Here is a 26267-nt window from a genome sequence, read left to right on the forward strand (position 1 = left end):
ATCCTCCAAGTTCGGCGTCCAGTCCGCAATACCCCGTTCACGGACTGGACCGGACCGACCGGTCAGACCGCGGGTGCCGCGGCCGCCGCCCCGTACGGCATGTCGCGGTACAGGACGGCCCGCTCGACCGCGCTCCACGTCGTCGACGTGACGACGTACAGCGCGGCGGCGAGCGGTACCACGGCCACCGAGAACAGCGTCATGAACGACATCAGCGGCATGTACTTGGTCATCGTCGCCATGCCCGGGACCTGCGGCTGGTCGGTGGCGGGCGTCGCGGCGGCCGAGAGGGCCATCTGCCGCTTCGTCCGCCGGTAGTTGAAGGTGGCCACGGCCGCGACGAGCACGAACAGGGCGACGTAGACGAGGCCCTGCGCCCCGAACAGCCCGCCGTGCGCGAGCGCGTCCTTGAAGTTCCCGCCGAGCGGGGCGGCGCCCAGGGTGTGGCCGAGCAGGGCGTTGGGGTCGCCGCCGATGCTCTTGCTGGAGAACAGGTGGTAGAGCAGGAAGAACGCCGGCATCTGGAACAGCATGGGCAGGCAGCCCGAGAGCGGGGAGACCTTCTCCTCGCGGTGCAGTTCCATGATCGCCTTCTGTAGCGCCTCGGGATTCTTCTTGTGCTTCTTGCGCAGCTCGGCGATGCGCGGCTGCAGCTTGAGCCGGTCGCGCTGGCCGCGGGCCCCGGCGCGCGACAGGGGGTGGACGAGGAGGCGTACGAACGCGGTGAACAGGATGATCGCCGCGGCCGTGGCCGAGGCGTGGAAGAGCGGCTGGAGCAGGTCGGCGAGGTGCGCGACCAGGCTCGCGAAAACGGACATGAACCACGACATGGGTGAGCCCTCCGGGGGTCTCGTCAGCCGGAAACGTCAGGGGGTTTCGGCATGACGGACTGCGGACCCGGTGCGGAAGGACTCGGTGTCAGCAGGCCGTCGGGACGGGACGGCCCGGCGCTCGGGGCCTGGTGCGTCCCGACGCGTCGGGATCGCGTTGCGGCAAGAACGCGGTGCGCTGCTCGCGGTCGCGCATCGCGGTGCGGACCCGGTGGCGCGGCACGGCCGGCGCGCAGCGGGCGGCGAGCAGGGCGCACGCGGCGAGGGCGGAGCCCGCGGCGGCGGTCGCGGCGAGGGCGACGGCCCCGGCGAGGCTGCCGGTGTCGACGAGGACGGACTGGATCAGGAGGAGCAGCAGCAGCGCGGCGGGCCGTACGGTCGCGGTCCAGCCGTGGGTCCGTGCCATGGCGTGCTCTCCTCCTTCCCTCGTCGTGTCCGGATGTCCGGTCCCTGCCAGTTATACAGGCTCGGTCACGACGGGCTGAAGGAGGCGGCGGGGTGCGAGCAGCGCGCGGCTGACCGGATCGGCGGGGTCCGGGTCGAGTCCGGCGCCGGGCAGCATCTCGACCTCCTCCAAGGCCACGGGGCCGCCGCAGCTCGGGCACTCCCCCGCGATGCCGAGCGCGGTGCCGCAGGGGGCGTGGCGGAACTCACGCATCGGCGCGGTGCCGGGGATGCCCCGGCCCCAGGCGCCGAGCGCGCGCAGCACGGGCCACAGCTCGCGCCCGCGCTCGGTGACGACGTACTCGTCGCGCGGCGGCGACTCCTGGTAGCGGCGCTTTTCGAGCACGCCCGCGGCCGTGAGGGCCTGCAGGCGGGAGGCGAGGACGGCGCGCGGGATGCCGAGGTGCACGAGGAAGTCGTTGTAGCGGCGCACTCCGTAGAGCGCGTCGCGCACGACGAGGAGCGTCCAGCGTTCGCCGACGATCTCCAGCGCGCGGGCGATGGAGCACTCCTGTGCCGCGTAGTCCTTGCCGAGAGCCATGCCCCCACTGTAACCACTCGTCAGCCCAAAGGTTCAATGAACGAACCAACCATGCTACGGTCGTCCCGCACTCAGAGTTCATTCACTGAACCCATCCTCTGGACGGCCGAACCATGTCCCAGCCCGTACGCCCCGCCCCCCTACAGGCCCCCGCGGCACCCGCTCCGTCGGCGCCGCGGCCGGCCGCCGCCCTGGCCGTCACGAGCGCGGCGACCGCGGTGGCCCTGATGACGTACACCGCGCCGATGATCACGCTCGGCGACACGGCCGCGTCGCTGCACACGGCTCTGTCCTCCCAGGCCTGGCTGCTGAACGGCACCCCGCTCGGCCTCGCCGCGCTGCTCCTCGTCGCGGGCACCCTCGCCGACGACTACGGCCGCCGCCGCGCCTTCGTAGGGGGCACCTTCGCCCTCGGCCTCACGACGGTCCTCGGCGCCTTCGCCCCCACCACCCTGCTCTTCACGCTCGCCCGGATCGCGCAGGGCGCCGCGTCGGCCGCGATCATCGCCGCGAGCCTGGGCCTGCTGGTGCACGCGTTCCCGACCCCGGCGGGCCGGATCAGGGCCACCGGCGTGTGGGGCGCGTTCGTCAGCGGCGGCATCGCGCTCGGCCCGGTCGCGGCGGGCGGGGTCGCCCAGCTCGCCGACTGGCGCTGGTCGTACGCCGTCCTGGGCGCGGCCGCCCTCGTCGTCGCGGCCCTCGCCCCCAGGTCCCTGACCGAGTCCCGGTCCCCGCGCGGCGGCCGCCCCGACCTGCCCGGCGCCCTCACCCTCGGCCTCGCGCTCGTCGCCCTGCTTGCCGCGCTCACGCTGGGCCGCGACGGCTGGCTGCGCGCGCCCATCGGCGTACTGCTGCTGGCGGCGGCCGCCCTCCTGGCGGCCTTCGTCGCGCTGGAACGCCGCAGTGCGACCCCGATGCTCGACCTCTCCCTGCTGCGCCGCCCGCTCTTCCTGGCCTCCACGGCGGGCGGCCTGTTCACCGGGCTGTCGGTCATCGCCCTCTTCAGCTACGTCCCGACGCTCGTCCAGCGCACGATGGGCGTGACCCCGATGGGCACGGCGGGCCTGTTCGTGCTCTGGTCCGGTACGTCGTTCCTGGTCGCCCTCCAGTCCCGGCGCCTGCACGGACGGGTCTCCCCGCGCCACCAACTCGTCGTCGGCTTCGTCCTGCACGCGCTGGCCGTCGGCACGATGCTGGGCGCGGCGGGCTCCGGCCACTGGCCGCGGCTGCTGCCCGGCCTGCTGCTCTCCGGCATCGGCAGCGGCCTCCTCAACGCCGCGCTGCCCCTCCTCGCCGTCGAGTCCGTCCCACCCGGACGCGCCGCGATGGGCTCGGGCGCGAACAACACGGCCCGGTACATCGGTTCGGCGGCGGGTGTGGCCCTGATGATCGCGGTGTCCACGTCGACGGGCACGTCCCGCCACGCCCTGGACACCGGCACGAACACGGCCCTGATCGTCTCCGGCGCGCTGGCGCTCGCGGCGGCGGCTCTCTTGCTCACCCTGGGCGAGCCCCGTTCGTCACGTCCGGGGGCGTGAGGGTCCATCGCCGAGTGCGGGTTGCGTCGTGGCCGGTCGCGCAGTTCCCCGCGCCCCTGAGATGCGCACTGCGTGCGCCATCTCAGACTGAGAGTGCTGCGTGGGGTGCGCCATCTCGGACGGGAGGCGCCTGCGCGGCGCGCGCCATCACAGGCGGGAGATGCTGGCCGGCGTGCGCCGTCTCAGGGGCAGGTTCTGGGCGGCATGCGTCGTCTCTGGCAGGAGGCCTGCGCGGCGCGCGCCATCTCCCGCAGGAGGCGCCGCACGAAGTGCGCACCGCCTCCGGGAGGCGCGGCGAAGCCGCGGGCCTCCAGGGGCGCGGGGAACTGCGCGACCAGCCCCCACCGCCCGGTGGCCGGCAACGGCACCCCAACCCAGCAGACGCTCCCCACAAGGCCGCCGAAGGCAGGCCCCCCAGGGGCGCGGGGAACTGCGCGAGCAACCCACCACCCACCATCAGCCGCCCCACACCCCAGCCCGGCACACGCTCAGGCGCAAGGGCCGCCGAAGGCAGGCCCCCCAGGGGCGCGGGGAACTGCGCGACCAGCCACGACGAGACCCGCACCCGCCAACCCACACTCACCCGGCAGACGCACCGGCACCAGCCCTGCCGCCGGGCGCACCCTCAACCGGGTCCCACGCCAGCACATCCCCATCCGCCCGCTCATCCCGATCAGCCGCACACAAATACGTCACCACGAGCGTCACCGCAAGATTCACCGCAAGCGCAACAATCCCCGCATTCACCCCGAACACCGGATCCCGCCCGCTGAACACAAGCCCGCACACGACCCCCACCCCCACGACCAGCCCACTCAGCGCCCCCACAAAACTCAGCCGCCTCCACAGCAACCCCACCAGCAACATCGGCACAAGCTGAGCCATCCCCTCGTACGAGATGAGGGAGAGCCGCACCAGCGTGTTGGGAGCCGCATACGTCAACACCAGCGCGACCGACCCGGCCACGACGACCACGACCTGCGACCCCGCCTTCTGAGCCCGGGACGCCGCACTGGACGCCCCCCGCCACCGCGGCACGAGCGACATCACGCTGCTTCCCCACATCGTCCCGATGACCAGCATGAACACGGCCATGGGAACGATCGACGACAGCGCGGCCGCGACCCCGATGATCCCCACGGCCCAGGCCGGCAGCGAGTCGACCACGAGCTTGAGGAGCGCGAGGTTCGACTCCGCCCCGGTCAGCCCCGGCACGACGAACAGCGCCGCCATGCCGAGCAGCATCGGCACGAAGAGAAGGACGTTGTAGGCGGGCAGCCACATCGCGTTGCGCCGCAGCCCGTCCGCACTGCGCGCACCGAGGTACCCGGCGACGGTGGTCGGGAAGATGACGACGGTGAGCGCGTTCAGGAAGGTGGTCGTCGCGAACCACCCTTCCCCGTACGGGCTCCCGCCACTGCCCGGCAGCGTCAGCCAGGCGCTCTTCTCGTCGACGAGCCGCCCGAGGAAGTCCCCGTACCCGTCGAAGTAGTGCAGCGGCACGTACACGGCGAGGAAGGCGAGCGTGACGATGACGAGGAGGTCCTTCAGCACGGACACCCAGGCGCTGCCGCGCAGCCCGCTCACCACGACGAAGACGGTGGTGACGGCGAACCCGATGAAATAGGCCCAGTTGAGGCTGATGGCACCGTAGGAGATCGTCGACACGACGACGCCCATCCCCGTGATCTGCAACTGGATGTACGGCAGCAGGAACACGGTGACGAGCACGGCGACGGCGGCGCCGAGCCACGGCCGCCGGTACCGGTGGGCGATCATGTCGGTGATGCTGACGAGCCCGTGCCGGCGCGCGTACGCCCACAGCATCGGCCCGACGACGTAGCCGACGGCGTATCCGCACGACATGTAGGCGACGACGTACAGCACCGGCGCCCCGAAGGTGTACCCCCACCCGGCGGCCCCCAGATAGCTGAAGCTGGTGTACCCCTCCCCCGCCATCAGCACCCAGATGAACACCGCCCCGAGCGACCGCCCGCCCACGGACCACTCGGCGAGCCCGCCGCCCTTCCCCTTGCCGCGCACGGCGAGCAGCCCGAGCGCGAGGGTGACGACCATGAAGGCCCCGAAGAGCGTGCTGGCAACGGCTCCGTCGCTCATCGGCGGGCCTCGCGCATCTTCCGGTCCCCGCGCCAGGTCAGCCATACGGCGACGGGCGTGAGCAGGGTCGCGGCCAGCAGCCACACGAACAGGAACGGCAGCCCGAGCAGCACGGGCTCGACGCGGTTCACGAACGGGAGCGCGCCGATGTACAGCACGAAGGGCACGAGGAGCCAGAGCAGATGGGGCCGTCGTTTGATCACGGACGACGAGACTATCGGGGCGTCATACGGCTGAGCTTCCCCCACACCACCAGCCGGTACTTGGACGTGTACTCGGGGGTGCAGGTGGTGAGGGTGATGTAGTACCCGGGATCGTCGTACCCGGCGGACGGCACGACCCGGCTGCGCGGCACGGGGTTGATGACGCCCCCGTCGCCGGCGGACGTCTGGGACAGGCCCTTGTCGACGACGTACGTGTAAGTGGCGCTCTTCGTCTCGACGGTGAGGGTGTCGCCGCGGCGCAGCCGGTTGATGTACCGGAAGGGTTCACCGTGCGTGTTGCGGTGCCCGGCGAGCGCGAAGTTCCCGGCCCGGCCGGGCTGGGCGGTACCGGGGTAGTGGCCGACGTATCCGTGGTTGAGGACGTTCGCCTTGCTGACGCCCTGCGCGACGGGCGCGCGCACGCCGAGGCGCGGGATGGACAGGATGGCGTAGGCCTGGTCCCAGCGGGGCTGAGGCGCGGGCGCCCGGGAACCGGTACCGCCGGAGCCGTGGGCGCTGTCAGCACTCGGGGCGCCGCCGTCATCGCCGTTCTCAGTCTCATCGGTGTCATCGGTGACGGCGGGGTCGTCGGTCGCCGGGGACTCTGGGGCGGGGGTCTGCTGCCACTCGCGCTCCAGGGCCTGCACCTTGTGCCCGGCGTCGGCCTTGGCCTGCCGATTGGTCCACCACAGCTGATGCACGACGAGCAGGAGCAGCACGACCCCGACGGTGACGGCGGCCTCGGCGCCGCTCCACAGGACGCGGGCGGCCGTCGGCCGGGCCCGGCGCCCCTGCGCCACGACCTGGGGCCTGCTGTCCGTCCGCGTACGTTGCAGCACGCGCGCAAGATAGATCGCGGCGCTTCAACTGACCAGGCCCACGCCACGATTGGGCCCGGGCGCGCGGCGGTACGCGGCTACGGTGAGGCCCATGAGCGCTCTGTGGCTGCTGGCCCTGATCCCGTTCGTCGCCGGACTCGCCGTGACGGCGGGGTCCGCCGTGCAGCTGGTCACGGAGATCCTGCGCCGCAGCACCGGCACGGTGGTGGAGGCGACGGTCACCGGCCACGTGGCCTCGCGCGAGGCGACGTACGCGACTTTGCACCCGGTCGTGTCCTGGACCGCCGCCGACGGCACCCCGCACGAACAAGCGCTGCCCGACGACGCCCCGGCCCGCGCCCTGCCGGAGGGCGCCCGGGTCCGGATCCGCTTCGACCCGGCCCATCCGGAACTGGCCGCGCTCGACACCGACGCCCGCCACCGGCAGGCCGTCGTGGGCGTGTGCGCGGGCATGACGCTGTGGGCGGGCACGCTCGTCGTGGTGATCTGGCGGCTCGCGTACGTCCTGAACGAGGTCAGGGACCGCGTGAGCTGGCGCTACTGACCACGGGCCCCCTCCCACCGGGCCGGCCCCGGACGCCGCCGGCGGCACTGCCCGACAGTGACGGTCCCACCCGGGCCGTCCGGCAGTACGGTGTCCTCCATGCGCCCCGACACGCCTGCCACGCCCGCCGAGAACGAGCACGCCGACCACGTAGCGGAAGCCGAGCGCCTGGAACGCACGGCGGCCATGTACCCCGAGGACGCGGAAGCGCTGCTCCTCCAGGCCGCGGCCCACTACGAGCTGGCGGACGCCCGCGACCGCGCCACGGCCCATTACGACGCCCTGCTGGCCTCATCGGACGTACACGACCCCGCCCTGATCCGCGCGCTCAAGGCGGCGAACCTCTGGGAGTACGGCCACGAGGCCGAGGCCCGGGCGATCATCACGGGCCTGCGCACGACGGCCCCGCGGGATCCGGCGCCCTGGGTGATCGTGGCCGAGTCCCTCGAGTCCCACGACGAGCTGGAACAGGCCCACGAGACGTTCACCGAGGCGCTGGAACTCCTGGTCCCGGAGGCGGAGCGCGAATCCGGCGACCTCCCGTACCCCAAACACCCCCTCGTCCTGGGCCGCCACCGCGTCCGCCGCCTGCTCGGCGCGGACCACGACCTCTGGGACGCCCTGGCCGACCGGGTCAACCGCACCCCGGTCTCCCTCGACGAACTCCACGACCCGAAGCGCCTGTGGGCCCTCGGCTCGAACAACCCGGCCGAACTCCGCGCCGAGATCGACCGCCTCCGCGCCGAACTGGGCACCTACCGCGAGGCCCTCTCCCGCCCCTTCCCGGTGGCGGTCCTCCACTGGCCGTCGACGGAATACGCGGAACTCCTGGCGGCGTACCCGACCCTGTCCACCGAATACCCCTCCTACGAAGCCCACTTGTCGTCGATAGAGGCATCGCTGCGCGAACTCTCGGCCTCCGGCACGGGCAACCTGGGCATCGTCACGGGCACGGTCCCCTCCTACGAGGCCTTCGCAGCATCAGAAGCCTCCTCCCCGACCGAGACGTCCCTGCTCCCCCAGTACGCGACGACGCTGGCCGCGCGGGGGCGGGCGGTGGAGTGGCCGCCGGAGGCGGGGGCGGCTTGTTGGTGCGGGTCGGGATCCACGTACTCGGCGTGCCACGGGGAGTAGGTAGAGCCGCTGGAGCGTGAAATTCCGCCTCCCTCAGCGCCTCCGGCACTTACGCTGTTGACCCACGCCACATCGTCAACAGCGATCCCAGGAGCGGATGTTGGACATAGAGATATCGAGACTCGCCGTCGGAGATGCGGTGCGACGCGTCCATCTCCACGAGCAGTACGGGGGAAACCGTCAAACCGGTATCTCTTATCCAAAGTCAGAGCCCTACATCTTCCTCTTCACCAATCACTCCCGAGGCCAGCAATACGGGTACAACGACGGCTGGGGCAATGACGGCCTGTACCACTATTGCGGTGAAGGTAAGAGCGACGACCAGACCATGACCCTTGGAAACAAGGAGATTCTGGAGCACGCGAAAAACGGGCGCGCAATCTACCTCTTCGAGTACATCAAGCGTGGCGTAACTGAGCTCAGAGGAGAGTTCGAGCTAGACAAGGACCGGCCTTGGTATCTAGCCGAATCTCGGGGCGAAAACGGCGTCATGCGTACGGTCATCATGTTTCGACTGGTGCCTCGTTTCACGCCGCAGTCTCACGAGCCGCATCTTGCCCATACGCCCATTGCACAGTCAACGGCCGAAGACATCGCGCTTGAGACGCACCGGACGGAACAGTCTGCGCTGCCAGAGCTACGCCTGCCGAGCCCGGCCATCCGTCGCGAGTCCCCCCTCGTACATGCTTACGGTGCGCACTTGCGAGCGCGTGGGCACCGTGTCGGCCGTAAGCGCCTCTACCCAGCAGGCGAAGTGAACGCTCTCCTCACCGACCTCTTCGATTACACGTCGAATACGCTGGTCGAGGCAAAGGGGACCACCACACGGGAAGCCGTGCGCATGGCGATAGGGCAGCTTTACGACTATCGACGCTTCATCTCACCGGTTCCCACATTGGCCATATTGACTCCCGGTCGCCCACGAAAGGACTTGCGCGACCTCTGCGCAGCCATGTCGATCCACTCCATTTGGCGGGAAGGCGACGAGTTCCATTCAGAAGCCCCAGAGGACGCTCAAATCTAGTCCCTAGTAGGTGGTGGCGGCCTCAAAGTAGTCCTGCGCGCGGTCCAACACCTCGCCAGGGTCATGCCCGTGGGCACACGCCCATCCCAGAAGGTCAGCGATCACCTCAATCGCCGTCTGTTTGCTCGCCACTCCGCGCTGGCTAACAGCTGGCTGCATGAGGCCTGTCCGTAGAATCTCGCCCTCTTCATAGAGACCGAGCAGAGATTCCGCGCGATGGACGGACACGTCAGCCACGTGACCGCCAGGCTCCTCAAGGCAGGCCTTCAACTCACACCAGGTCACCTTGCGATCGGCCTTGAGGAGCACGCCCCAACGGTCAGTCACCGCGGCCACAATCTTCACTCCACGGCCAGCCTCCACATCATCGGCGGCCTCAAGGAGCGTCGGCAACGCCCTCAAATCTGGGTCCTCAACCTCGATGCGCAAGAAGGCACCATTCATCGAGAGAGCGAGAGCGGCGGGAGTTCCCAAGCCAACGTGCGAAATGACATTGGCGACCAACTCTGTCACGCACAGCTCAGCATCCTCAATCAGGTGCTGCAGCCCCCAGTACCTCAGATGAAGTCGCGTGATGCGGCGTAGCGCTGGCAGCTCTCTAGGTTCGGCAACGAACGCTAGGTCCCAGGGCTTGCGGAGCACACAGTGCGATGCGGTCAAGGACTCTTCCTCCCTTAGAGGATCACTGCCACCAGCGGTCACAACTCACAGCGCCGGCATGAGAGTTCACGCATGTCTTCACAGTCCGCGCTTGGCTCAAGCGTGACCTCTGAGTATCCCTTCTTGCAATTTGCACGACGGGATTCCCACCTTCGTGTGATTGGCAAGCGCGCACCTTGGCGCAGAGACTTGGCTCCGCTACCGAGGAGGGTGTCGAGATGGCTGGATCACCGACCGCGCGGCGTCGGCGACTCTCGATCGAGCTGAAGAAGCTCCGCGAGTCAAGTGGCTTGACCTGCAATCAAGTTGGGGCCGCGGTGGACTGGAGCGCCTCCAAGGTGAACCGGATGGAAACCGGACATGGTCGGGTGCAGCCGTCCGACGTGGAGGCTCTGTGTCGCCTCTACGAGACCACCGACGACATGCGCGACTTCCTTAAGTCGTTGGCGCGGCAGGCAAAAACCAAAGGCTGGTGGCAGGTTCACGGATCAGGCGTGCCCGAGTGGTTCAACATCTACATCGGGCTGGAGCAAGCAGCGTCCTCGTTCCGGCAGTACCAATGCGAGCTCGTACCCGGCCTGATGCAGACGGCTTCCTACATGACCGAACTGCACTTCAGCGGCTCGCACATGACTCCGGCTGATGCGCGGCGTGCGATCCGCGTACGGATCGCACGCCAAGAGATGTTGACCCAGGAGGGCGCTCCCGATGCATGGTTCGTGATCAACGAAGGCGCCCTACGACATGTCGTCGGCGACCAAGCGATCATGCGCACCCAACTTGAACATCTACTGGATATGGGGGCATTGCAGTCCACAACCTTGCAAGTACTCCCGTTCGACTCAGGAACCAGGCCGGTTACCGGGGCATTCACGATCCTCGGCTTCCCTGACCAAGAGGACCCCGACATCGTCTATCGCGACGGCATCACCGACGCCGTCTACCTTGAAGGGGAGCACCATGTTCGCGAGTACACGCGGGCCTTCGATGGGCTGAGGGCAGCCGCTCTGAGCCCCGCTCGTTCCCTTCAGATGATCGAGAACGTCGTCAAGGAGTACACCCGATGACCGCTCACCACGCCCCAGGCCAAGCCGCTTCGGACATCGGCGAGCCACTCGGCTGGTTCAGGTCGTCGTACAGCAACGGAGCTGGCGGCGAGTGCCTGGAGTGCGCCGTCTACACAGGAGACAGCGTGCTCATACGCGACTCCAAGCAGGCAAGCGGCGACATCATCCCCTTCGGAACCCAAGCCTGGAGCGAGTTCGTACGCTCGGTTCGCTGACCCAAAGCGGCGTAACTCGGACCGCATGCCGAGCAGTTGGAAGCGCAGGCCAGAGATTGCACCTACCGGACCACCTGTGTCACTCTCCGTCGAGTAGGTATCACCTAACCGTGAACAACTCCACACACAGGTGACCCCCGCGAGGCGCCAACCTCCGGGGGTCCGGCATCAGGAGACTCCACTCCCCATGCAGATTCATCGTATGCCTCGGCATGAGCGGGACTTCACCGTCATTGCCAATAAGGCCATCCGCGATCCGCGTCTGTCCCATACTGCGCGCGGCATCCTCGTCTACGTCTTGTCGTTGCCCAGCGGCGTGCAGGTCAACGTACGCACCTTGAGCGATGGGTTCCCGCAGGGGCGGCTCGCCGTGTCCAAGGCCGTCAAGGAGCTGCGGGAGTGCGGGTATTGGGTTACTCGGACCGAGCGGGAGCGAGGTACGCGGCGGATCATCTCCTCCGTCGACGTGTACGAGGTTCCGGGATCGGCCTCGACTTCGCCCGCTGCGGCCGACGCCCGAACTCCTGCTCCCAGTAAGCCGGTTCCCAGCCGGGTGGGAACCGGGGACGCGGGCGCGTTTTTCCCTGGCGGGAAGATGGACTCTCTCAAGGACGGGGAGAAGAACCCTCCCTACCCTCCCGCCAGGGCCGCCGCCACTCACGCCTCAGTACCGATCGCGGCGCCGCGGGCCACATCGCCGCAGGTCACAGATCCACACACCGACGAAGGCGCCCGCATCCTTCGTCGTCTCGCATCCGTCGATCCACGGCTGCGGCTGTCCGAGCGGAGTGTGCAGGCGCTTGCGGCCGAAGTCGGTGTCTGGCTGGAGCGTGGGGCCTCCGCCTCCGATGTTGTTGATGCCGTCAGCGCCGGGCTGCCCAGCCAGGTGTACTCGGCGGCGCGGCTCATCGGCGACCGGCTCAGCCGTAAGCGGCCCGCTCGGAAGCGGGCCTGGCGGCGGGTTTTTGAGTGTGTCGAGTGCCGGGATCCGTTGCCGTGGGGACGAGAGTCGGGGGCCTGTCGGGCTTGTGCCGACAGCGGCGGTCCCGAGAAGCAGCTCGCCGTCGCAGAGAGCGGTGACTCCGGGTACAGCGAAGTGCGACGCGTTCTGCGGGATCGGGTGCGGGTGCCCGTGCGCCGCCCATAAATCGCCCGCGCACCGCCCGTGAAACGCCGGTCAGCCGTCGGTTCAGTCGCTGTCGGTAGCCACGAAGTCGGGGATCGGCTCTCGGTGATCGATGACATGGGGCATGGCCTCGCCGAACAGCACTGCTTTCTTGTCGAGCGGTGTCATTCGTGCCGCCTGCCAGGAGCCGTCCGCGAAGCCGATCTCGTAGTCCTCGTCGCAGTCCGCCTCCCTGATGTCGCGGACCCAGGGGACGGACGCGAGCGGGGTCACGAAGCCCAGCTCCGCCGCCTCGGGGCGCTCCAGTCTGCGGAGCGAGGCGTCGAGGTAGATCACCGCCAGCTGGGAGCCGGTCACCACCAGGACGGTGTGGAAGTCGCAGCGCGAGCGCGGCTGGAGGGACTTCAGGAACGTGCCGGCGTCGCTCTGCCAGCCGCCGAAGTGCCGGTGCGTCATCCTGCCCCGGCTCCTGGCGACCGCTTCGGCGCGGCGGCCGGCACCCGACGGGAGCGATCTGTTCATGAGGAACAGGCCCGGTGATTCCGTCAGCATGGCCACGCACCACCACGGCAGCCACAGCGGCATGAACAGCCAGTACGCAAGGGCGTGGCGGCGGAAGACGACGGGCCTGTTGGGCACGGCCCGCTCGCAGTCCCAGGCATCGCTGCGGCCGTGCACGAAGTACATGGTGCGCACGTCGTCCGTGCCGAGCAGTCGAGCTGCGTGCCGGCGCATGCCCTCAGCGCGGCAGAGCCCCTTGTCTCCGTCTACCGCTTTCACACCGACACCGCATTCGCCTCGCACGGGTGCTGCCCCGGGCGGCTGTCTGCCGTGACAGGGCGCGGGCGGCAAGGATCAAGATCCTAGTTCCGCGATACGGGCGCGCCGTGCCGGAGATGTCAAAGGTTCGTGGGCGGGTCAGTCCGACACCCGGCCAGCCCGACACCCGGCAGTGGCCCACGTCACATCCGAGAGCCGTCACATCTCTCCGCCCCGCTCCGTCATCGAGGCGTAGGCGCAAACAACCACCACCACGCAGACACAGGAGAGACCGCCATGGACGCTCGACTCGACATGTTCGGCAACGCGCTCGCCGGTAAGTTCATGAAGCACATCAACAGCGCGGGCAAGGTCGTCGGTGACGCCGGGGTGCCGCATGCCACTCAGGAGCTCGTGAAGATCCGGGCCAGCCAGATCAACGGGTGCGGGTTCTGCACCGACATGCACACCAAGGACGCCGCGCACGCCGGGGAGAGCGCCCAGCGGCTCCATCTCGTCGCTGTCTGGCGCGAGGCCAAGGTGTTCACCGACGCCGAGCGGGCCGCGCTCGAGCTGGCCGAGGAGGGGACCCGGATCGCCGACGCGGCGGGCGGGGTCAGTGACGAGGTGTGGGCGAACGCCGCCAAGCACTACGACGAGGACCAGCTCGTCGCGCTCGTCGGGCTGATCGCCGTCATCAACGCCTACAACCGGCTGAACGTCATCGTGCAGCAGCCCGCGGGGGACTACCAGCCCGGAATGTTCGGCTGAGCGGGGCGGCGGGGCCGGGGCTCCGGGGCGGGAAGGGTCGTGACCCGGAGCACATCCCGGCCCCTCCCGCCGTACGCCGTACCGCCCGGCGTAGCCTCACAAATGGCGTCGAACGAGTCGAAGAAGCCGAACGGGTCGAACGGCGTCAGCCGATGCACCGTATGCATGGCGACTCGCCCGGAGCTCCACGACCCCAGGAGGCCCCTGTCATGGCCCGTCCCCTTCCCACCGCCCCCATCGCCGCGGCCGGCCTGATCGGCGGTTACGCCACCGCCCGCTTCACCAAGAAGCGGCAGCTGGGCGGGGCCGTGCTCGCGGTGGCCGGGGCGGCCGCCGCCACGCAGTGGACGAAGACGCGGGGCGGGAAGGTCGCGGGGGCGCTGACCGGGGCGTACGTCGCCGCGTTCGCCGGGTCGCACCCGCTGGCCAAGAAGGTCGGCGCCTGGCCCGCCGTGTTCGGCGTCGCCGGGGCCGTGGCCGCCGCGTCGTACGTGCTCGTGGACCGCAGGGCCGCCTAGGACCTGTCCCCGGCCGGGGCGTGGCCCAGCACGTTCACCACCCGGCCCTGCGGGTCCCGGACGAAGAAGCGGCGCACGCCCCACTCCTCGTTGCGCAGGTCGCGGACGATCTCGGCGCCCGCCGACAGCATGGCCGCGTAGGCGGCGTCCACGTCGCTGACCTCCACGCTCATGTCGGGTACGACGAGCGCGGGGCCGCCCTGCTCGATGAAGTTGATCTGGGCCGTGGGGTGGGCGGGGGACGCCAGGGTCATCACCCAGCCGAGGTCCATGACCTCCTCGAAGCCGAGTGCGCCGTAGAAGGCACGGTTCGCCGCGAGGGACTCCTCGCCGTCCACGGCCACGTTCGGTACTGCCCTGCGGGCCTCGTTCATCTCAGTCATGCGGTTCATCGTCCCCGGAACGTCGCCCGGTACGCCCCCGGCGACACACCCAGCACCACCTGGAAGTGCTGCCGCAGCGACGCGCCCGTGCCGAAGCCCGTCTCCGCCGCCACGCGGTCGACCGTGTGATCCGTCCGCTCCAGCAACTCGCGCGCCCGGTCGACCCGTTGGCGCGACAGCCAGGTCATCGGCGTGAGACCCGTCTCCTCGCGGAAGCGGCGGTTGTACGTACGGACCGACATCGCGTCCCGCGCCGCCAGATCCGCCAGGGTCAGCGGCTCGGCGAGCCGCTCCAGGGCCCAGGCGCGGGAGCCCGACGTCGAGGTCAGCCCGGCCTCCTCCACCGGGCGCCGGATGTACTGCGCCTGCCCGCCCTCCCGGTGCGGCGGGACCACCGTGCGGCGCGCCACCTCGGCCGCGACCGCCGCGCCGTGGTCGGTGCGGATCATGTGCAGGCAGAGGTCGATCCCGGCCGCCTCGCCGGCCGAGGTCAGTACCGCGCCCTCGTCCACGTAGAGGACATCCGCATCGACCGTGACCCGTGGGAACGTGCGGGCGAACAGCTCCGACGACATCCAGTGCGTCGTCGCCCGGCGGCCGTCCAGCAGGCCCGCCGCCGCCAGGACGAACGAGCCCGTGCAGATCGATGCCACCCGGCCGCGGACCGACCGCAGCGCCGCCGCCAGGTCACCTTCCGGGGAGCCCGGCCCGAGCGACTCGTCCGTCTCGTGCGACGCCGGGACCAGGACCGTGTCCGCGCGCTCCAGTGCCTCCAGGCCGTGCTCCGCGTAGACGGGGAAGTCGGCGTCCGTGCGGATCCGGCCGGGGCGCGGGGCGCAGGTGCGGACGTCGTAGAGGCGCTCGCCCGTCGCCGGGTCGCGGGCCGTGCCGAACAGCTGGTGGACCAGGCCCAGTTCCATGGGCAGGACACCGTCCCTGACCAGCACCGCGACCGACTGCCTCGGTGCCGGCCGCCCCGCACTCGTCCCACTCATGGCCAGATTCTTTCACAGCATGGCCATCTGGCCAGTCGTGCGGGCGGGCCGCCCCGGCGCATCGTCGGAGGCATGGACAAGATCGCCCTGGACGGGATGGACAGGAAGTGGGTCGTCGCGGCCGGTGCCGCGCTCGCCATCGTGGTCGCCGGTGCGTTCAGCACGCTGGCGGGGCTGCTCGTGGGGCCGCTGCACCAGGAACTCGGCTGGTCGCGCTCGGCGATCGGGCTCGGCTCGCTCGTGAACATGATCGTGTACGGGGCGACCGCGCCGCTCGCCGCCGCCCTCATGGACCGGATCGGCATGCGCAGGGTCGCCGCCGGCGCGCTCGTGCTCGTCGGGGGCGGGGCGCTGCTCACCACGACCATGACCGCACCCTGGCAGTTCACCCTGTACTGGGGGGTGTTGGTGGGGCTCGGCACCGGGGCCACCGCCACCACCTTCGCGGCCACCGTCACGGAGCGCTGGTTCGTGGCGCGGCGCGGGCTCGTCGCCGGGCTGCTCACGGCGGCCAGTGTGGTGGGGCAGTTCGTGTTCCTGCCGCTGCTGTCGTGGGTGATCGACGGGTGGGGGTGGCAGGCCGCCGCCTACGGGCTCGCGCTCGCCGCCGCGGGCGCTCTGCCCCTCGTGTACGCGGCTGTACGCGATCCCGGAGCAGAAGCCGGAGCCGGAGCCACAGCTGGAGTCACAGGCGGACCCGTCCTCGTACGCGCCAAGGGCACCGTCAACTTCCCTCGTACCGGCCCCTTCTGGCTGCTGGCCGTCACGTTCGCCGTCTGCGGTGCCTCCACGAACGGCGTCATGTGGACGCACTTCGCGCCCGCCGCGCACGACCACGGCATGCCGGTGACCGTCGCCGCCTCGCTGCTGTCGCTCATCGGGATCTTCAACGTCGCCGGGACGGTCGCCTCCGGCTGGGCGACCGACCGGTTCGACCCGCGGCGGCTGCTCGCCGCGTACTACGCGCTGCGCGGGGCGAGCCTGCTCGCGCTGCCGCTGCTGCTGAGCGCCACGGTCGATCCGCCGCTCGTCGCGTTCACCGTCGCCTTCGGCCTGCTGGACGTCGCGACGGTGCCGCCGACGATCGCCCTGTGCCGCGCCCACTACGGCACGGGCGCCCCGGTCGTCTTCGGCTGGGTCAGCGCCGCGCACCAGGTGGGGGCGGGTTCGGTGGCGTACGTCGGGGGCGCGGTGCGGGACGTCTTCGGGTCGTACGACCTGGTGTGGGTGGGGGCGGGGGTGCTGTGCGCCGGGGCGGCGCTGCTCGCGCTCGTCATCGACCGTGGGCAGCGCCAGCAGGTCGCACCCGAGCGCCAGTTGACCGCGTAGAGCCCTACTGCCGCGGCTCGCTACGCGATGCGGGTGGGGACGGTGGCCGTGTTGTTGCCGGTGCTGGACTCGGGGCTGCTCGTGGTGACGGTGTTCACCAGGCGTACGGTGCCGCCGCCGTAGGAGGGGGCGCGGCCGGCTATTTCGAGGCGGACGGTCTGTCCGGGCGCGAGGTCGCCGATGGTGAGCACGATGCGGCCGTCGCCGGTCAGGCTCTCCGAGGCGTGGCCCTGGCTGATGCGGTGGGCGACGTACGTGATGCCGTTCGGCATGGTGGTGCTGGACCGCACGTTCTTGGCGGTCGCCGTGCCGCTGTTGGTGACCTCGACGACCCAGCGCTGCTCCTGGCCGTGGTCCAGGTGGGACGGGCCGGAGGCGGTGATGCGCACGTCGGCGAGCTGCTGCCGGCCGGTGGTGCCGCCGCCCCAGGGCTTGCCGTGGTCCTTGTCGTAGGTCTTGGTCCAGTTGTCGGCGTAGCCGTTGCCGTAGCGCTTGACCCAGGAGTCGCCGTAGTTGCCGCCGTGGTCCGCGGAGGCCACCCCGGTGGCGGCGACGGACACGCCGGCCGCTCCGGCCATGGCCAGCAGCGCGACGGCGCCGCGACGGCGGAGGGAACGGGTGCGGGCGGGGCGGTGAGCCATGAGGGCCGGCCTTTCGTGCGAACGAGTCGGGGGAAGTGACGAGGTCGCACCGTCCGCGGTGCGACCTGCACCAACCCTGCCGAGCCCGCGGCACGGCCGCGGCGAGCAGAAGTCCCGGGGCGGGAGCCTTTCGCCCCTCGGCCCGCGTCTCCGCCGGCGCCCCGGCCCGTGTTCCGGCGGACCGGCCCGCCCCTGAACATGCGGCAGTTCCTCACTTCGCAGGCAAATACGCCTCGGGACCTTTGACTTATGTACCGGATGCGACATTTTGCGCTGGATTTACCAACTACGACACCGCCGACAGGGGCCGCGCCACATCCTCCAGGGACCGCCGTTCCGCCCGCACCGCGAGCGCCGCCGCGACCAGGCCCGCCGCGCACATCAGCGCGGCGCCCACCTGGAACGCGAGCACCGTGTCACCGACCCTGCCGCTCCCGGTGAGGTCGGCGAACAGGAGCGGGCCGCTGATGCCGCCGGCCGCCGTGCCGACCGCGTAGAAGAAGGCGATCGCCATCGCGCGAGTCTCCATCGGGAAGATCTCCGAGACGGTCAGATACGCGCTGGACGCGCCCGCGGAGGCGAAGAACAGGACGACCGACCAGCAGACCGTCAGCGTCGTCGCGCTCAGCGAGCCGCGGTCGAACAGCCAGGCCGTGCCGAAGAGGAGCAGGCCCGACAGCAGGTACGTCGACGAGATCATGATGCGGCGCCCGACCGTGTCGAAGAGCTTGCCGAGCAGCAGCGGTCCGAGGAAGTTGCCGGCCGCGATGACCACGAAGTAGGAGCCGGTCGAACCGGTCGGCACGTCGTAGAACGTCGTGAGGATCGCGCCGAATCCGAAGGTGACCGCGTTGTAGAGGAACGCCTGCCCGATGAAGAGGGCGAGCCCCAGCGTGGTGCGGCGCGGGTAGTCGCGGAAGACGGTGCGCGCGATCTCCAGGAAGCCGATGCTCTTGCGCTGCCGGATGGTGATCTCCCCGGCGGGCGGCGGGAGTTCGCGCCCGCCGCGCTGCGCCCGCACCCGGTCCTCGACCTCCGTCACGAGCGCTTCGGCCTCCTCTCCCCTGCCGTGGATGAACAGCCAGCGGGGGCTCTCCGGGACGTTGCGGCGTACGAGGAGGATGACCAGGCCGAGTACGACGCCGAGGCCGAAGGTGAGCCGCCAGCCGACGTCCTTCGCGAACAGGTCCGTGTCGAGCGCGACGATCGACAGCAGGGAGCCGCCGATCGCGCCGAGCCAGAAGCTGCCGTTGATGATCAGGTCGACGCGGCCGCGGTAGTGGGAGGGGATCAGTTCGTCGACGGCCGAGTTGATGGCCGCGTACTCGCCGCCGATGCCGAAGCCGGTGAAGAACCGGAAGAGGAAGAACCACCAGGTGGAGAACGAGAACGCGGTGAGGGCCGTCGCCGCCAGATAGACGGCCAGGGTCAGCAGGAACAGTTTCTTGCGGCCGAACCGGTCGGTGAGCCAGCCGAAGAAGAGGGCGCCGGAACAGGCGCCCGCCACGTACAGGGCGGCGGCGATGCCGGTGACCTGCCCGGCGGAGATCGGCAGACCGCTGCCGGACTCGGACAGCCGCCCGGCGATGTTGCCGACAACCGTGACCTCCAGGCCGTCGAGGATCCAGACGGTGCCGAGCCCGATCACCACGGTCCAGTGCCAGCGGGACCATGGGAGGCGGTCCAGGCGGGCGGGGACGGCCGTGGTGACGGTGCCGCCGGCGGGCGTGCGGTGCTGTTGGTGCCCCAGGGACATGTGCGCCCTCCTCGTCGAGGGAACGGTCTAGGTGTCCCCGCACGAGTGCCCCGCCAGGGACACGGGGAACTGGGCGAGCAGCCGCCACGTGCGCCGCGCCCGCCGTCCGTCCCCCTCCCCGGCCCGCGACGGGCGGCACCGTCCGGGGGCTCCGCCCCGGACGCCGCTCCTCGACCGCCTCAGGGGCTTGATCCGGCTACGCCCCGAACCCCTTCGACACCGCATAGATCAGCAACCCCGCCAACGACCCCACCACCGTGCCGTTGATCCGGATGAACTGCAGGTCACGGCCGATGTGCGCCTCGATCTTCCGTGAGGTGTGCTCCGCGTCCCAGCCGGCCACCGTGTCGGTGATCAGGGAGGTGATCTCGGCGCGGTACGTCGTCACGACGTAGACCGCGGCGCCCTCCACCCAGCCGTCGACCTTGCCCTGCACCTTGGCGTCGGTGGCCATCCGCCGCCCCAGCGAGAGCAGCGAGGCCCGGACCCGCAGCCGCAGCTCGCTGCGCTCGTCCTCGGCGGCCGCGACGATCATCGAGCGGACCGCGGACCAGGTGGAGGCGATCAGGTCCTGCACCTCGGAGCGGCCGAGCACCTCGGACTTCAGGCGCTCCACGCGGGCCCGGGTGTCGGTGTCGGACTGGAGGTCGCCCGCGAAGTCCTTCAGGAAGCGGTCGACGGCGCCGCGGGCCGGGTGCTCCGGCATGTCCCGCATCTCGGTGACGAAGCGCAGCAGCTCCTTGTAGACGCGCTCGCCGACCCGCTTGTCGACGAAGCGGGGGGTCCAGCCGGGGGCGCCGCCCTGCACCGCGTCCATGACGGAGTCGGAGTGCAGCACGAGCCAGTCGTGGGCCCGCGCGCACACCAGGTCGACGACCCGCTTGTGGCCGCCGTCGGCGACGACCTTCTCCAGCATCTTCCCGATGCCGGGCCCGATCTCCGCGTTGTCGGCGCGGCGCGTGATGGCCTCGCCGACGACCGCCTGGACGTCGGAGTCGCGCAGCACCGTCAGGGCGCCGCGCAGGGCCGTGGCGAGCTCGGCGGTGACACGGTCGGCGTGCTCGGGCTCGGCGAGCCAGGCGCCGAGCCGGGAGCCGATGCCGACGGCGCGCAGCCGGTCGCGGACGACATCGCCGGACAGGAAGTTCTCACCGACGAATTCGCCGAGCGATACGCCGAGTTGATCCTTCTTGGTCGGGATGATCGCGGTGTGCGGGATGGGCAGGCCGAGAGGGCGGCGGAAGAGGGCCGTGACCGCGAACCAGTCGGCGAGCGCGCCGACCATGCCGGCCTCGGCGGCCGCCGCGACGTATCCGGCCCAGGCGCCGGCCCCGGAGTGCTCCGCCCAGGTCGCCAGTACGTAGACGACCGCGACGAGGACCAGCAGGCCGGTCGCCGTCGTCTTCATCCGGCGCACACCGCGCCGCTTCTCCTCGTCGGCGGGGCTGAACTCGCCGGTGAAGCGACGGGCGGCGCGCGGTTCGGCGGGGGTGGGGCGGGCATACTCCCCGGTGTCCGGTTCGCCCCTTTTCTCCAGCACAGGCCCGCCTCCGCCCTCCAGCACAGGCCCGCTTCCGCCCTCCGTCGCGGACCCGCCTTTCGCCGCGGACGTGCCCGCTTCGTCCGCCCCGCCCGTTCCGTTCCCTACGCCGCCGGCCATCCGGCCCGCTCCGTCCCGGTCATCGCCCGCTCCACGTCCGTGCGTCCGTCAGATGTCATTCGCCTCACACATTGTCCCTTCCTGACCTACTCCTGGAACGAACCACAAGTTCCCGGCGTCTGAGTGATCGGAGGGGGGCAGTGTCGGCCTCGTCCCGTCCCATGACGCATCATGGGTTCATCACACCGGAGCCTCGGGCTCCCCCTGCCCGAGGAGACACACACCGCATGGCCAGGCGTCACGGTTATGCCTTGTTGGCCGCGCTCGTCGCGGTCGCCGTAGTGATCTCGGCCGCCATCTACGTCGGTTTCTCCGGCGTCCTGCGCGGCGACGAAGGCTCCGTCCAGGCGGGCGGTGCCCACCCGCACGGGTCGGCCGCTCCGGCCTCCACCGGTACCTGGGCGGGCAGTTGGTCCGCCTCCCCCGCGGGCGCCGAGCCCGGCACGGAGACGAATGGATTCTTCGGCCGCTCCATCCGCAACGTCGTGCACACCAGCATCGGCGGCACCGGTGCCCGCATCACCCTCTCCAATCTGTACGGGCAGCAGCCCCTCAGCATCACGCACGCCTCCGTGGCCGTGGCCTCGGCGCCCAACAGTCCGACGGCACTGGCCGGCACCGTGCGCCGTCTGACGTTCTCCGGGAACACCTCGGTCGTCATCCCGGCCGGCCAGCAGGTCGTCAGCGACGCCGCGCGCCTGCGCGTGCCGCGCGACGCGGACATGCTGGTCACCACGTACTCGCCGACGCCGTCCGGACCGGTCACCTACCACCCGCAGGCCCGGCAGATGTCGTACGTGGCCCAGGGCGACCTCACCGAGGACCCCAGCGGCGTCCAGTACACCGAGCAGAGCCCGTACTGGCGCTACCTGACCGCGCTCGACGTGCTCAGCCACGAGGCCGAGGGCACCGTCGTCGTCCTCGGCGACTCGCTCACCGACGGCATCACCTCCACGATGGGCGCGAACCGGCGCTGGACGGACGTGCTGGCCGACCGGCTCCGCTCGGAGTCGGGTGCCCCGCGCTACGGCGTCGTGAACCAGGGCATCAGCGGCAACCGCGTGCTGTCCGACGGCCTCGGCCGCCCCGCCAACAACCCGAGCGGCCTGTCCCGCTTCGACCGGGACGCGCTCGGCCGCACCGGGGTCCGCGCCGTCGTCATAGACCTCGGGATCAACGACATCCTGCGCAACCCGCAGCAGACCGACCCCGACGAGATCGTCGAGGGCCTGCGGGAGCTGGTCCGCCAGGCGCACACGCGCGGCCTGCGCGTGGTCGGCGCGACCCTCATGCCGTTCGAGGGGCACCGGGGGTACGAGCCGCACCTCGAAGCCGTCCGCCAGGGCGTGAACGCGGCGATCCGCGGCGGCAAGGTCTACGACAGCTACGTCGACTTCGACCGCGCGCTGCGCGACCCGTACAACCCGCGCAAGCTGCTGCCGCGCTACGACTCGGGCGACCACCTGCACCCGAGCGACGCGGGCTACCAGCGGATGGCCGAGACGTTCGACCTCTCGGCCCTGCGGGGATCCACCGGGGCCGAGCTCTAGGTCCTGTCGGGCGCCGCTCCCGGTCAGTCCCGGTTCCGGCGGCGCTCCCGGCGCTCCCTGCGCTCCTCGATGCGGTCGAGGTGGTCCTCCAGGAGCTCGCGGTGCCGGTCCATCCGGTCCGCGTGCAGGTGATGGTGCCGGTCGCGGCGCCCCTCCAGCTCCTGGAGCCGCTCGGCCTTGCGGTCGAGCTTCTCTCTGCGGCGCTCCTCCTTCAGGCGCTGCCGCTCCGCCCGCGTGACCTTCCGCTCCACACCGACGCCGCCCCAGAACGCGAAGCCGGTCACCACCACGCGCGGCGCCCGGGGATCCCCCGGCACGCCCTCCTCGCTGTGGTCGAAGCCGCCCATGATGCCGATGCCGCGCACCACGACCTCGACGCCGGGCGGCACGACCACGTTCATCCCGCCCATGACCGCGACGCAGTTGATGACGATCTCGCGGTCCTCGAAGTTCGCCTCGCGCAGATCGATCTCGCCGCCGCCCCAGAACGCGAAGCAGGTGAACCGCCGCGGCGCCGTCCACCGCCCCTTGCGCTGGAACCCGGACATGACGCCGACGCCCCACGTGGAGGTGGCCTCACCGCCGATCCGCGCCGGCCAGTCCACGGCGCCCTCGGGCAGCGGCTCCTTCACAAGGTTCACCGGGGCGCTCACCCCGGCGCCGGGCAGATCCCGGGTCAGCGGCGCCAACTCCCCGTACGTACGCGCCTTGTACGTCGCTTCGAGCCGCTCCTCGAACTCCTCCATGTCGAGCCGCCCCTCGGCGAGCCCGTCACGCAGCCGTTCCGCGACCTTCTCTCGGTCGGCGTCGGAGGCCCGCAGATCGGGAGCGGACGGCACATCGGAACGCTCGGGAAGCGATTCGTCGGTCATACGCCTCAGCGTACGGGCGCTCGGGCGTGACGGAAGTGTCCCTGCCACACATCCGCACGCCCACCGCCCCGTCACACCACCCCGGACGCGTCCCTGGCATACATCCGGGCGATCACCGCCTCGATGTCCGGCTCCCGGACGGAGAGGTCCACCAGCGGGCAGCGCTCCGCGATCGCGGCGACCAGCGGGGCCGCCGACTGCCCCGCCGGGAACGCCAGCCACTGCCGCGCCCCCTCCACCTTCACCACCCGCGCGAACTCCACGTCCAGCGGCGGCAGTTCCCGCTCCAGGTCGACGACGAGCGTGCGCTCGACGGCGCCGCCGCCCGCCTGGTGCAGGCCCTCCAGTTCGCCGTCGTACATCAGGCGCCCGTGGTCGATGACCATGACCCGCCGGCACAGCTGCTCGATGTCGGTCAGATCGTGCGTCGTCAGCAGGACCGTCGTGCCCTTCTCCGCGTTCAAGTCCCGCAGGAAGCCCCGCACCTTGACCTTCGACACCACGTCGAGGCCGATCGTCGGCTCGTCCAGGTACAGCACCTCGGGGTCGTGCAGCAGCGCCGCCGCGATGTCCCCGCGCATCCGCTGCCCGAGCGACAGCTGGCGCACCGGGACCTCCAGCAGGTCCCCGAGCTCCAGGAGTTCGACGCAGCGCGCCAGGTTCTCCTCGTACCGCCCGTCCGGGATCCGGTACATGCGCCGCATCAGCCGGTACGAGTCGATCAGCGGCAGATCCCACCACAGCGTCGTGCGCTGCCCGAACACGACACCGATCCGGTGCGCGAGGCGGGAGCGCTCGCGCGAGGGGTCGATGCCCGCGACCCGCAGCCGGCCCGCGCTGGGTGTCAGGATGCCCGTCAGCATCTTGATCGTCGTCGACTTCCCGGCCCCGTTCGGCCCGATGTAGCCGACCATCTCGCCGCGCGGCACCGCGAACGTCAGCGAGTCCACCGCCCGCACCTCGCGCCGCTCCCGCCGCATGAAGCCCACCTTGCGCCGTACGTCGAAGACCTTCTCGACGCCGTCCACCTCGATGAACGCCTCGCCCTCAACCACCAAGCCCTCCCGTTCCGTTCAGCTTCCCGTACTGCGATACGCGCGCAGCGCCGACCGCCACACGAGGCCCGCCGCGCCCAGGCACGCGGCCGCCACGAGCGGCGGCGCGAACGCGACCCACTGCGGCAGGTCGAGCGGGTAGGGGCGGCCGAGGATGTAGAGCGCCGGCAGCCAGTTCACGAAGGCCAGCGGCAGCACGAAGGTGACCCCGCGCAGCAGGTTGTCGCCGAAGACGGTGGGCGGGTAGGCGAGCATGGCGTTGCCGCCGAACGTCGCCGCGTTCTGCACCTCGGCCGCGTCCTGCGCCACGATCTGGAACGCCGCGCCCGCCATGAACACGGCCGTGAAGATCCCGGCGCCGCTCACCAGGAGCACCGGCACCAGCAGCGCCTTCAGCGGCGTCCACGCGACGTCCAGCGCGAGCAGCGACCACACCACGACGATCAGGCCCTGCGTGACCCGGCCGAGGCGGCGCAGCGCGAACCGGTCGGCGGCGACCTGCGCGAGCACCGGCGCGGGCCGCACCAGGAACGCGTCGAGGGTGCCGTCCCGCACCCGCTGCCCGATCCGCCCCAGCGACCCGGCGAACAGGTCGGCGAGTCCGAACGCCGCGCCCGAGGTCCCGTACAGGAAGGCGATCTCGGGCAGCGTGTAGCCGCCGAGCCGGTCGACCTGGGAGAACATCAGCAGGATGCCGACGAATTCGAGGCCGGTCGCGGCGAAGTTGCCGAAGGCCGTCATCAGGAAGGACGCGCGGTAGGTCATCGTGGAGCGGATCCACATCGCGCTGATCATGCCGAACGACCGTGCTCCGTCCCGGACTTGCCCCGTGCGGTCAGCCACCCTGCACCACCACCCGTCGCGTCGCCGTGGTCTGCAGCAGGCGGCCCGCACCGAGCAGTCCGGCGGCCCAGGCGGCCTGGAAGGCGTAGCTGCCGAGCAGTCCGCGGCCGTCGTGCGTGCCCATCAGGACGTCCGCGGGCACCTGGAGCAGCGCCGACCACGGCAGGACGCGGGCCACGTCTCCGATCGCCCCCGGGAAGACGTTCAGCGGCAGCAGCATCCCGCAGAAGAACGTGGCCGTGATCCCGTAGATCTGCACGACCCCGCTCCCTTCCATGAACCAGAACGCGGACAGCGCCACGAGATAGCGCAGCGCGAAGCTGACGACCACCCCGAGCGTCACCGAGACGAGGAAAGCCAGCCATCTCAACGGATCGGTCGGCAGCGCCAGTTGGAAGACCAGGGCGCCGACCGCCATCGGCACGACACCGCGCCCGAGCAGCTGGAAGAGGGCCCGCCCCAGGTCCTGCGCCAGCCACCAGGCCTGCAGATCGGCCGGCCGGTACAGGTCGACGGCGATGTCGCCGCTGCGGATCCGCTCCGCCAGCTCGGTCTCGAACCCGTTCGGCACGCCGAGCAGCATCACCGAGAACATCGCCTGACCGACCCACACATAGGTGAGCGCCTGCGCCTGGTCGTATCCGCCCAGGTGGGGCCGCTCGTCCCAGAGCGCGATGTAGGTGCACGCGATGATCAGGCCGAAGACGGTGTTGGTGAAGACCCCCGCGAAGGTGGCCCCGCGATACGTTGCGTAACGCCGGAAGGCCCCGGCGGCGACGGCCCCGTACAGCCGCACTGCTCCCACGCCTGCCCCCTCGAATAGGCCGAAGCGCAGGAGCCTAGTCAGTGCGG

The 26267-nt window shown here is 70.7% G+C and carries 28 protein-coding genes; 11 read left to right on the plus strand and 17 right to left on the minus strand.

The annotated features are described in order from the left end of the window. Nucleotides 1-62 precede the first annotated feature (62 nt). The 3 genes from ACVHNB_RS35580 to ACVHNB_RS35590 all read right to left on the minus strand — a co-directional run bounded on the left by ACVHNB_RS35580 (nucleotide 63) and on the right by ACVHNB_RS35590 (nucleotide 1815). A complete protein-coding gene (locus tag ACVHNB_RS35580) occupies nucleotides 63-830 on the minus strand; it encodes a YidC/Oxa1 family membrane protein insertase (protein WP_456226753.1) in 768 nt (255 codons plus the stop codon). Between the two features lie 88 nt (nucleotides 831-918). Continuing rightward, a complete protein-coding gene (locus ACVHNB_RS35585; protein WP_456226754.1) occupies nucleotides 919-1236 on the minus strand; it encodes a DUF6412 domain-containing protein in 318 nt (105 codons plus the stop codon). Between the two features lie 51 nt (nucleotides 1237-1287). After that, nucleotides 1288-1815, minus strand: a complete 528-nt coding sequence (locus ACVHNB_RS35590; protein ID WP_428954454.1) for a winged helix-turn-helix transcriptional regulator — start codon at nucleotides 1813-1815, stop codon at nucleotides 1288-1290. 113 nt (nucleotides 1816-1928) lie between these two features. Between ACVHNB_RS35590 and ACVHNB_RS35595 the strand changes: the two genes are divergently transcribed. Beyond that, nucleotides 1929-3353 carry an MFS transporter gene (locus ACVHNB_RS35595; RefSeq protein ID WP_456226755.1) on the plus strand — a complete coding sequence of 475 codons (1425 nt, stop codon included), beginning with the start codon at nucleotides 1929-1931 and terminating at the stop codon, nucleotides 3351-3353. A 579-nt stretch (nucleotides 3354-3932) separates the two neighbouring features. On the opposite strand, the gene ACVHNB_RS35600 is transcribed toward ACVHNB_RS35595, so the two are convergent. Genes ACVHNB_RS35600 through ACVHNB_RS35610 form a run of 3 tightly spaced genes read right to left on the minus strand, consistent with a single transcriptional unit; the run spans nucleotide 3933 to nucleotide 6513 of the window. Then, nucleotides 3933-5471: a sodium:solute symporter family protein gene (locus tag ACVHNB_RS35600; RefSeq protein WP_456226756.1), complete on the minus strand. Its 1539-nt coding sequence runs from the start codon at nucleotides 5469-5471 to the stop codon at nucleotides 3933-3935. Further along, nucleotides 5468-5674 (minus strand): DUF3311 domain-containing protein, encoded by a 207-nt coding sequence (locus ACVHNB_RS35605; RefSeq protein WP_428954451.1) that lies wholly within the window; start codon nucleotides 5672-5674, stop codon nucleotides 5468-5470. The genes ACVHNB_RS35600 and ACVHNB_RS35605 overlap by 4 nt, the downstream gene beginning before the upstream one ends. Nucleotides 5675-5685: 11 nt before the next feature. After that, on the minus strand, nucleotides 5686-6513 hold the full coding sequence (locus ACVHNB_RS35610) for a class E sortase (RefSeq protein WP_428954450.1): 828 nt from the start codon (nucleotides 6511-6513) through the stop codon (nucleotides 5686-5688). A gap of 91 nt (nucleotides 6514-6604) precedes the next feature. On the opposite strand from ACVHNB_RS35610, the gene ACVHNB_RS35615 reads away from it, so the two are divergent. The 3 genes from ACVHNB_RS35615 to ACVHNB_RS35625 all read left to right on the plus strand — a co-directional run bounded on the left by ACVHNB_RS35615 (nucleotide 6605) and on the right by ACVHNB_RS35625 (nucleotide 9215). After that, nucleotides 6605-7057: a DUF3592 domain-containing protein gene (locus tag ACVHNB_RS35615; RefSeq protein ID WP_428954449.1), complete on the plus strand. Its 453-nt coding sequence runs from the start codon at nucleotides 6605-6607 to the stop codon at nucleotides 7055-7057. A gap of 99 nt (nucleotides 7058-7156) precedes the next feature. Next, entirely contained in the window at nucleotides 7157-8191 is a 1035-nt protein-coding gene (locus ACVHNB_RS35620; RefSeq protein WP_456226757.1) for an SEC-C domain-containing protein, read from the plus strand. Nucleotides 8192-8288: 97 nt separating this feature from the next. Next, nucleotides 8289-9215, plus strand: a complete 927-nt coding sequence (locus ACVHNB_RS35625) for a restriction endonuclease (protein WP_456226758.1) — start codon at nucleotides 8289-8291, stop codon at nucleotides 9213-9215. 3 nt (nucleotides 9216-9218) lie between these two features. On the opposite strand, the gene ACVHNB_RS35630 is transcribed toward ACVHNB_RS35625, so the two are convergent. Next, on the minus strand, nucleotides 9219-9875 hold the full coding sequence (locus ACVHNB_RS35630; RefSeq protein WP_456226759.1) for an ATP-binding protein: 657 nt from the start codon (nucleotides 9873-9875) through the stop codon (nucleotides 9219-9221). 218 nt (nucleotides 9876-10093) lie between these two features. Here ACVHNB_RS35630 and ACVHNB_RS35635 point away from each other — a divergent pair, with 218 nt between their 5' ends. The 3 genes from ACVHNB_RS35635 (at nucleotide 10094) to ACVHNB_RS35645 (ending at nucleotide 12304) form a co-directional block, all read left to right on the plus strand. Then, nucleotides 10094-10942, plus strand: coding sequence for a helix-turn-helix domain-containing protein (locus ACVHNB_RS35635; RefSeq protein WP_456226760.1), 849 nt, complete (start codon nucleotides 10094-10096; stop codon nucleotides 10940-10942). After that, a complete protein-coding gene (locus tag ACVHNB_RS35640) occupies nucleotides 10939-11157 on the plus strand; it encodes a DUF397 domain-containing protein (protein ID WP_456226761.1) in 219 nt (72 codons plus the stop codon). The genes ACVHNB_RS35635 and ACVHNB_RS35640 overlap by 4 nt, the downstream gene beginning before the upstream one ends. Nucleotides 11158-11344: 187 nt before the next feature. Continuing rightward, nucleotides 11345-12304 (plus strand): hypothetical protein, encoded by a 960-nt coding sequence (locus ACVHNB_RS35645; protein WP_456226762.1) that lies wholly within the window; start codon nucleotides 11345-11347, stop codon nucleotides 12302-12304. Between the two features lie 42 nt (nucleotides 12305-12346). Here the strand turns inward: ACVHNB_RS35645 and ACVHNB_RS35650 are convergent, their stop codons facing one another. Then, entirely contained in the window at nucleotides 12347-13018 is a 672-nt protein-coding gene (locus ACVHNB_RS35650) for a hypothetical protein (protein WP_456226763.1), read from the minus strand. A 321-nt stretch (nucleotides 13019-13339) separates the two neighbouring features. On the opposite strand from ACVHNB_RS35650, the gene ACVHNB_RS35655 reads away from it, so the two are divergent. Together ACVHNB_RS35655 and ACVHNB_RS35660 are read left to right on the plus strand one after the other, a co-directional pair. Next, entirely contained in the window at nucleotides 13340-13813 is a 474-nt protein-coding gene (locus ACVHNB_RS35655; RefSeq protein WP_456226764.1) for a carboxymuconolactone decarboxylase family protein, read from the plus strand. A gap of 209 nt (nucleotides 13814-14022) precedes the next feature. Beyond that, nucleotides 14023-14331, plus strand: coding sequence for a hypothetical protein (locus ACVHNB_RS35660; protein WP_428954435.1), 309 nt, complete (start codon nucleotides 14023-14025; stop codon nucleotides 14329-14331). Here ACVHNB_RS35660 and ACVHNB_RS35665 read toward each other — a convergent pair. After that, a complete protein-coding gene (locus ACVHNB_RS35665; RefSeq protein WP_428957652.1) occupies nucleotides 14328-14705 on the minus strand; it encodes a VOC family protein in 378 nt (125 codons plus the stop codon). The genes ACVHNB_RS35660 and ACVHNB_RS35665 overlap by 4 nt on opposite strands. Before the next feature lie 14 nt (nucleotides 14706-14719). Continuing rightward, a complete protein-coding gene (locus tag ACVHNB_RS35670) occupies nucleotides 14720-15709 on the minus strand; it encodes a GlxA family transcriptional regulator (protein WP_456226765.1) in 990 nt (329 codons plus the stop codon). A 72-nt stretch (nucleotides 15710-15781) separates the two neighbouring features. On the opposite strand from ACVHNB_RS35670, the gene ACVHNB_RS35675 reads away from it, so the two are divergent. Next, nucleotides 15782-17038 (plus strand): MFS transporter, encoded by a 1257-nt coding sequence (locus ACVHNB_RS35675; RefSeq protein WP_456226766.1) that lies wholly within the window; start codon nucleotides 15782-15784, stop codon nucleotides 17036-17038. Between the two features lie 20 nt (nucleotides 17039-17058). Here ACVHNB_RS35675 and ACVHNB_RS35680 read toward each other — a convergent pair whose 3' ends face one another. The 3 genes from ACVHNB_RS35680 to ACVHNB_RS35690 all read right to left on the minus strand — a co-directional run bounded on the left by ACVHNB_RS35680 (nucleotide 17059) and on the right by ACVHNB_RS35690 (nucleotide 21095). Further along, on the minus strand, nucleotides 17059-17679 hold the full coding sequence (locus ACVHNB_RS35680; RefSeq protein ID WP_456226767.1) for a DUF11 domain-containing protein: 621 nt from the start codon (nucleotides 17677-17679) through the stop codon (nucleotides 17059-17061). A 286-nt stretch (nucleotides 17680-17965) separates the two neighbouring features. Next, nucleotides 17966-19435, minus strand: coding sequence for an MFS transporter (locus tag ACVHNB_RS35685; RefSeq protein ID WP_428954431.1), 1470 nt, complete (start codon nucleotides 19433-19435; stop codon nucleotides 17966-17968). A 196-nt stretch (nucleotides 19436-19631) separates the two neighbouring features. Further along, nucleotides 19632-21095 (minus strand): DUF445 domain-containing protein, encoded by a 1464-nt coding sequence (locus ACVHNB_RS35690; RefSeq protein ID WP_456226768.1) that lies wholly within the window; start codon nucleotides 21093-21095, stop codon nucleotides 19632-19634. Nucleotides 21096-21322: 227 nt separating this feature from the next. Here ACVHNB_RS35690 and ACVHNB_RS35695 point away from each other — a divergent pair, with 227 nt between their 5' ends. Next, complete coding sequence (locus ACVHNB_RS35695; RefSeq protein ID WP_428954429.1) at nucleotides 21323-22645, plus strand: SGNH/GDSL hydrolase family protein; 1323 nt, start codon at nucleotides 21323-21325, stop codon at nucleotides 22643-22645. Between the two features lie 23 nt (nucleotides 22646-22668). Here ACVHNB_RS35695 and ACVHNB_RS35700 read toward each other — a convergent pair whose 3' ends face one another. The 4 genes from ACVHNB_RS35700 to ACVHNB_RS35715 form a co-directional block, all read right to left on the minus strand. Further along, nucleotides 22669-23517, minus strand: a complete 849-nt coding sequence (locus tag ACVHNB_RS35700; RefSeq protein ID WP_428954428.1) for a DUF1707 SHOCT-like domain-containing protein — start codon at nucleotides 23515-23517, stop codon at nucleotides 22669-22671. Nucleotides 23518-23588: 71 nt separating this feature from the next. After that, on the minus strand, nucleotides 23589-24572 hold the full coding sequence (locus ACVHNB_RS35705) for an ABC transporter ATP-binding protein (RefSeq protein WP_428954427.1): 984 nt from the start codon (nucleotides 24570-24572) through the stop codon (nucleotides 23589-23591). An 18-nt stretch (nucleotides 24573-24590) separates the two neighbouring features. Beyond that, complete coding sequence (locus tag ACVHNB_RS35710) at nucleotides 24591-25367, minus strand: ABC transporter permease (RefSeq protein WP_428954426.1); 777 nt, start codon at nucleotides 25365-25367, stop codon at nucleotides 24591-24593. Nucleotides 25368-25407: 40 nt separating this feature from the next. Further along, nucleotides 25408-26211, minus strand: coding sequence for an ABC transporter permease (locus ACVHNB_RS35715; protein ID WP_428957651.1), 804 nt, complete (start codon nucleotides 26209-26211; stop codon nucleotides 25408-25410). Nucleotides 26212-26267 lie beyond the last annotated feature (56 nt).

This window comes from Streptomyces sp. YJ-C3 (assembly GCF_053891275.1).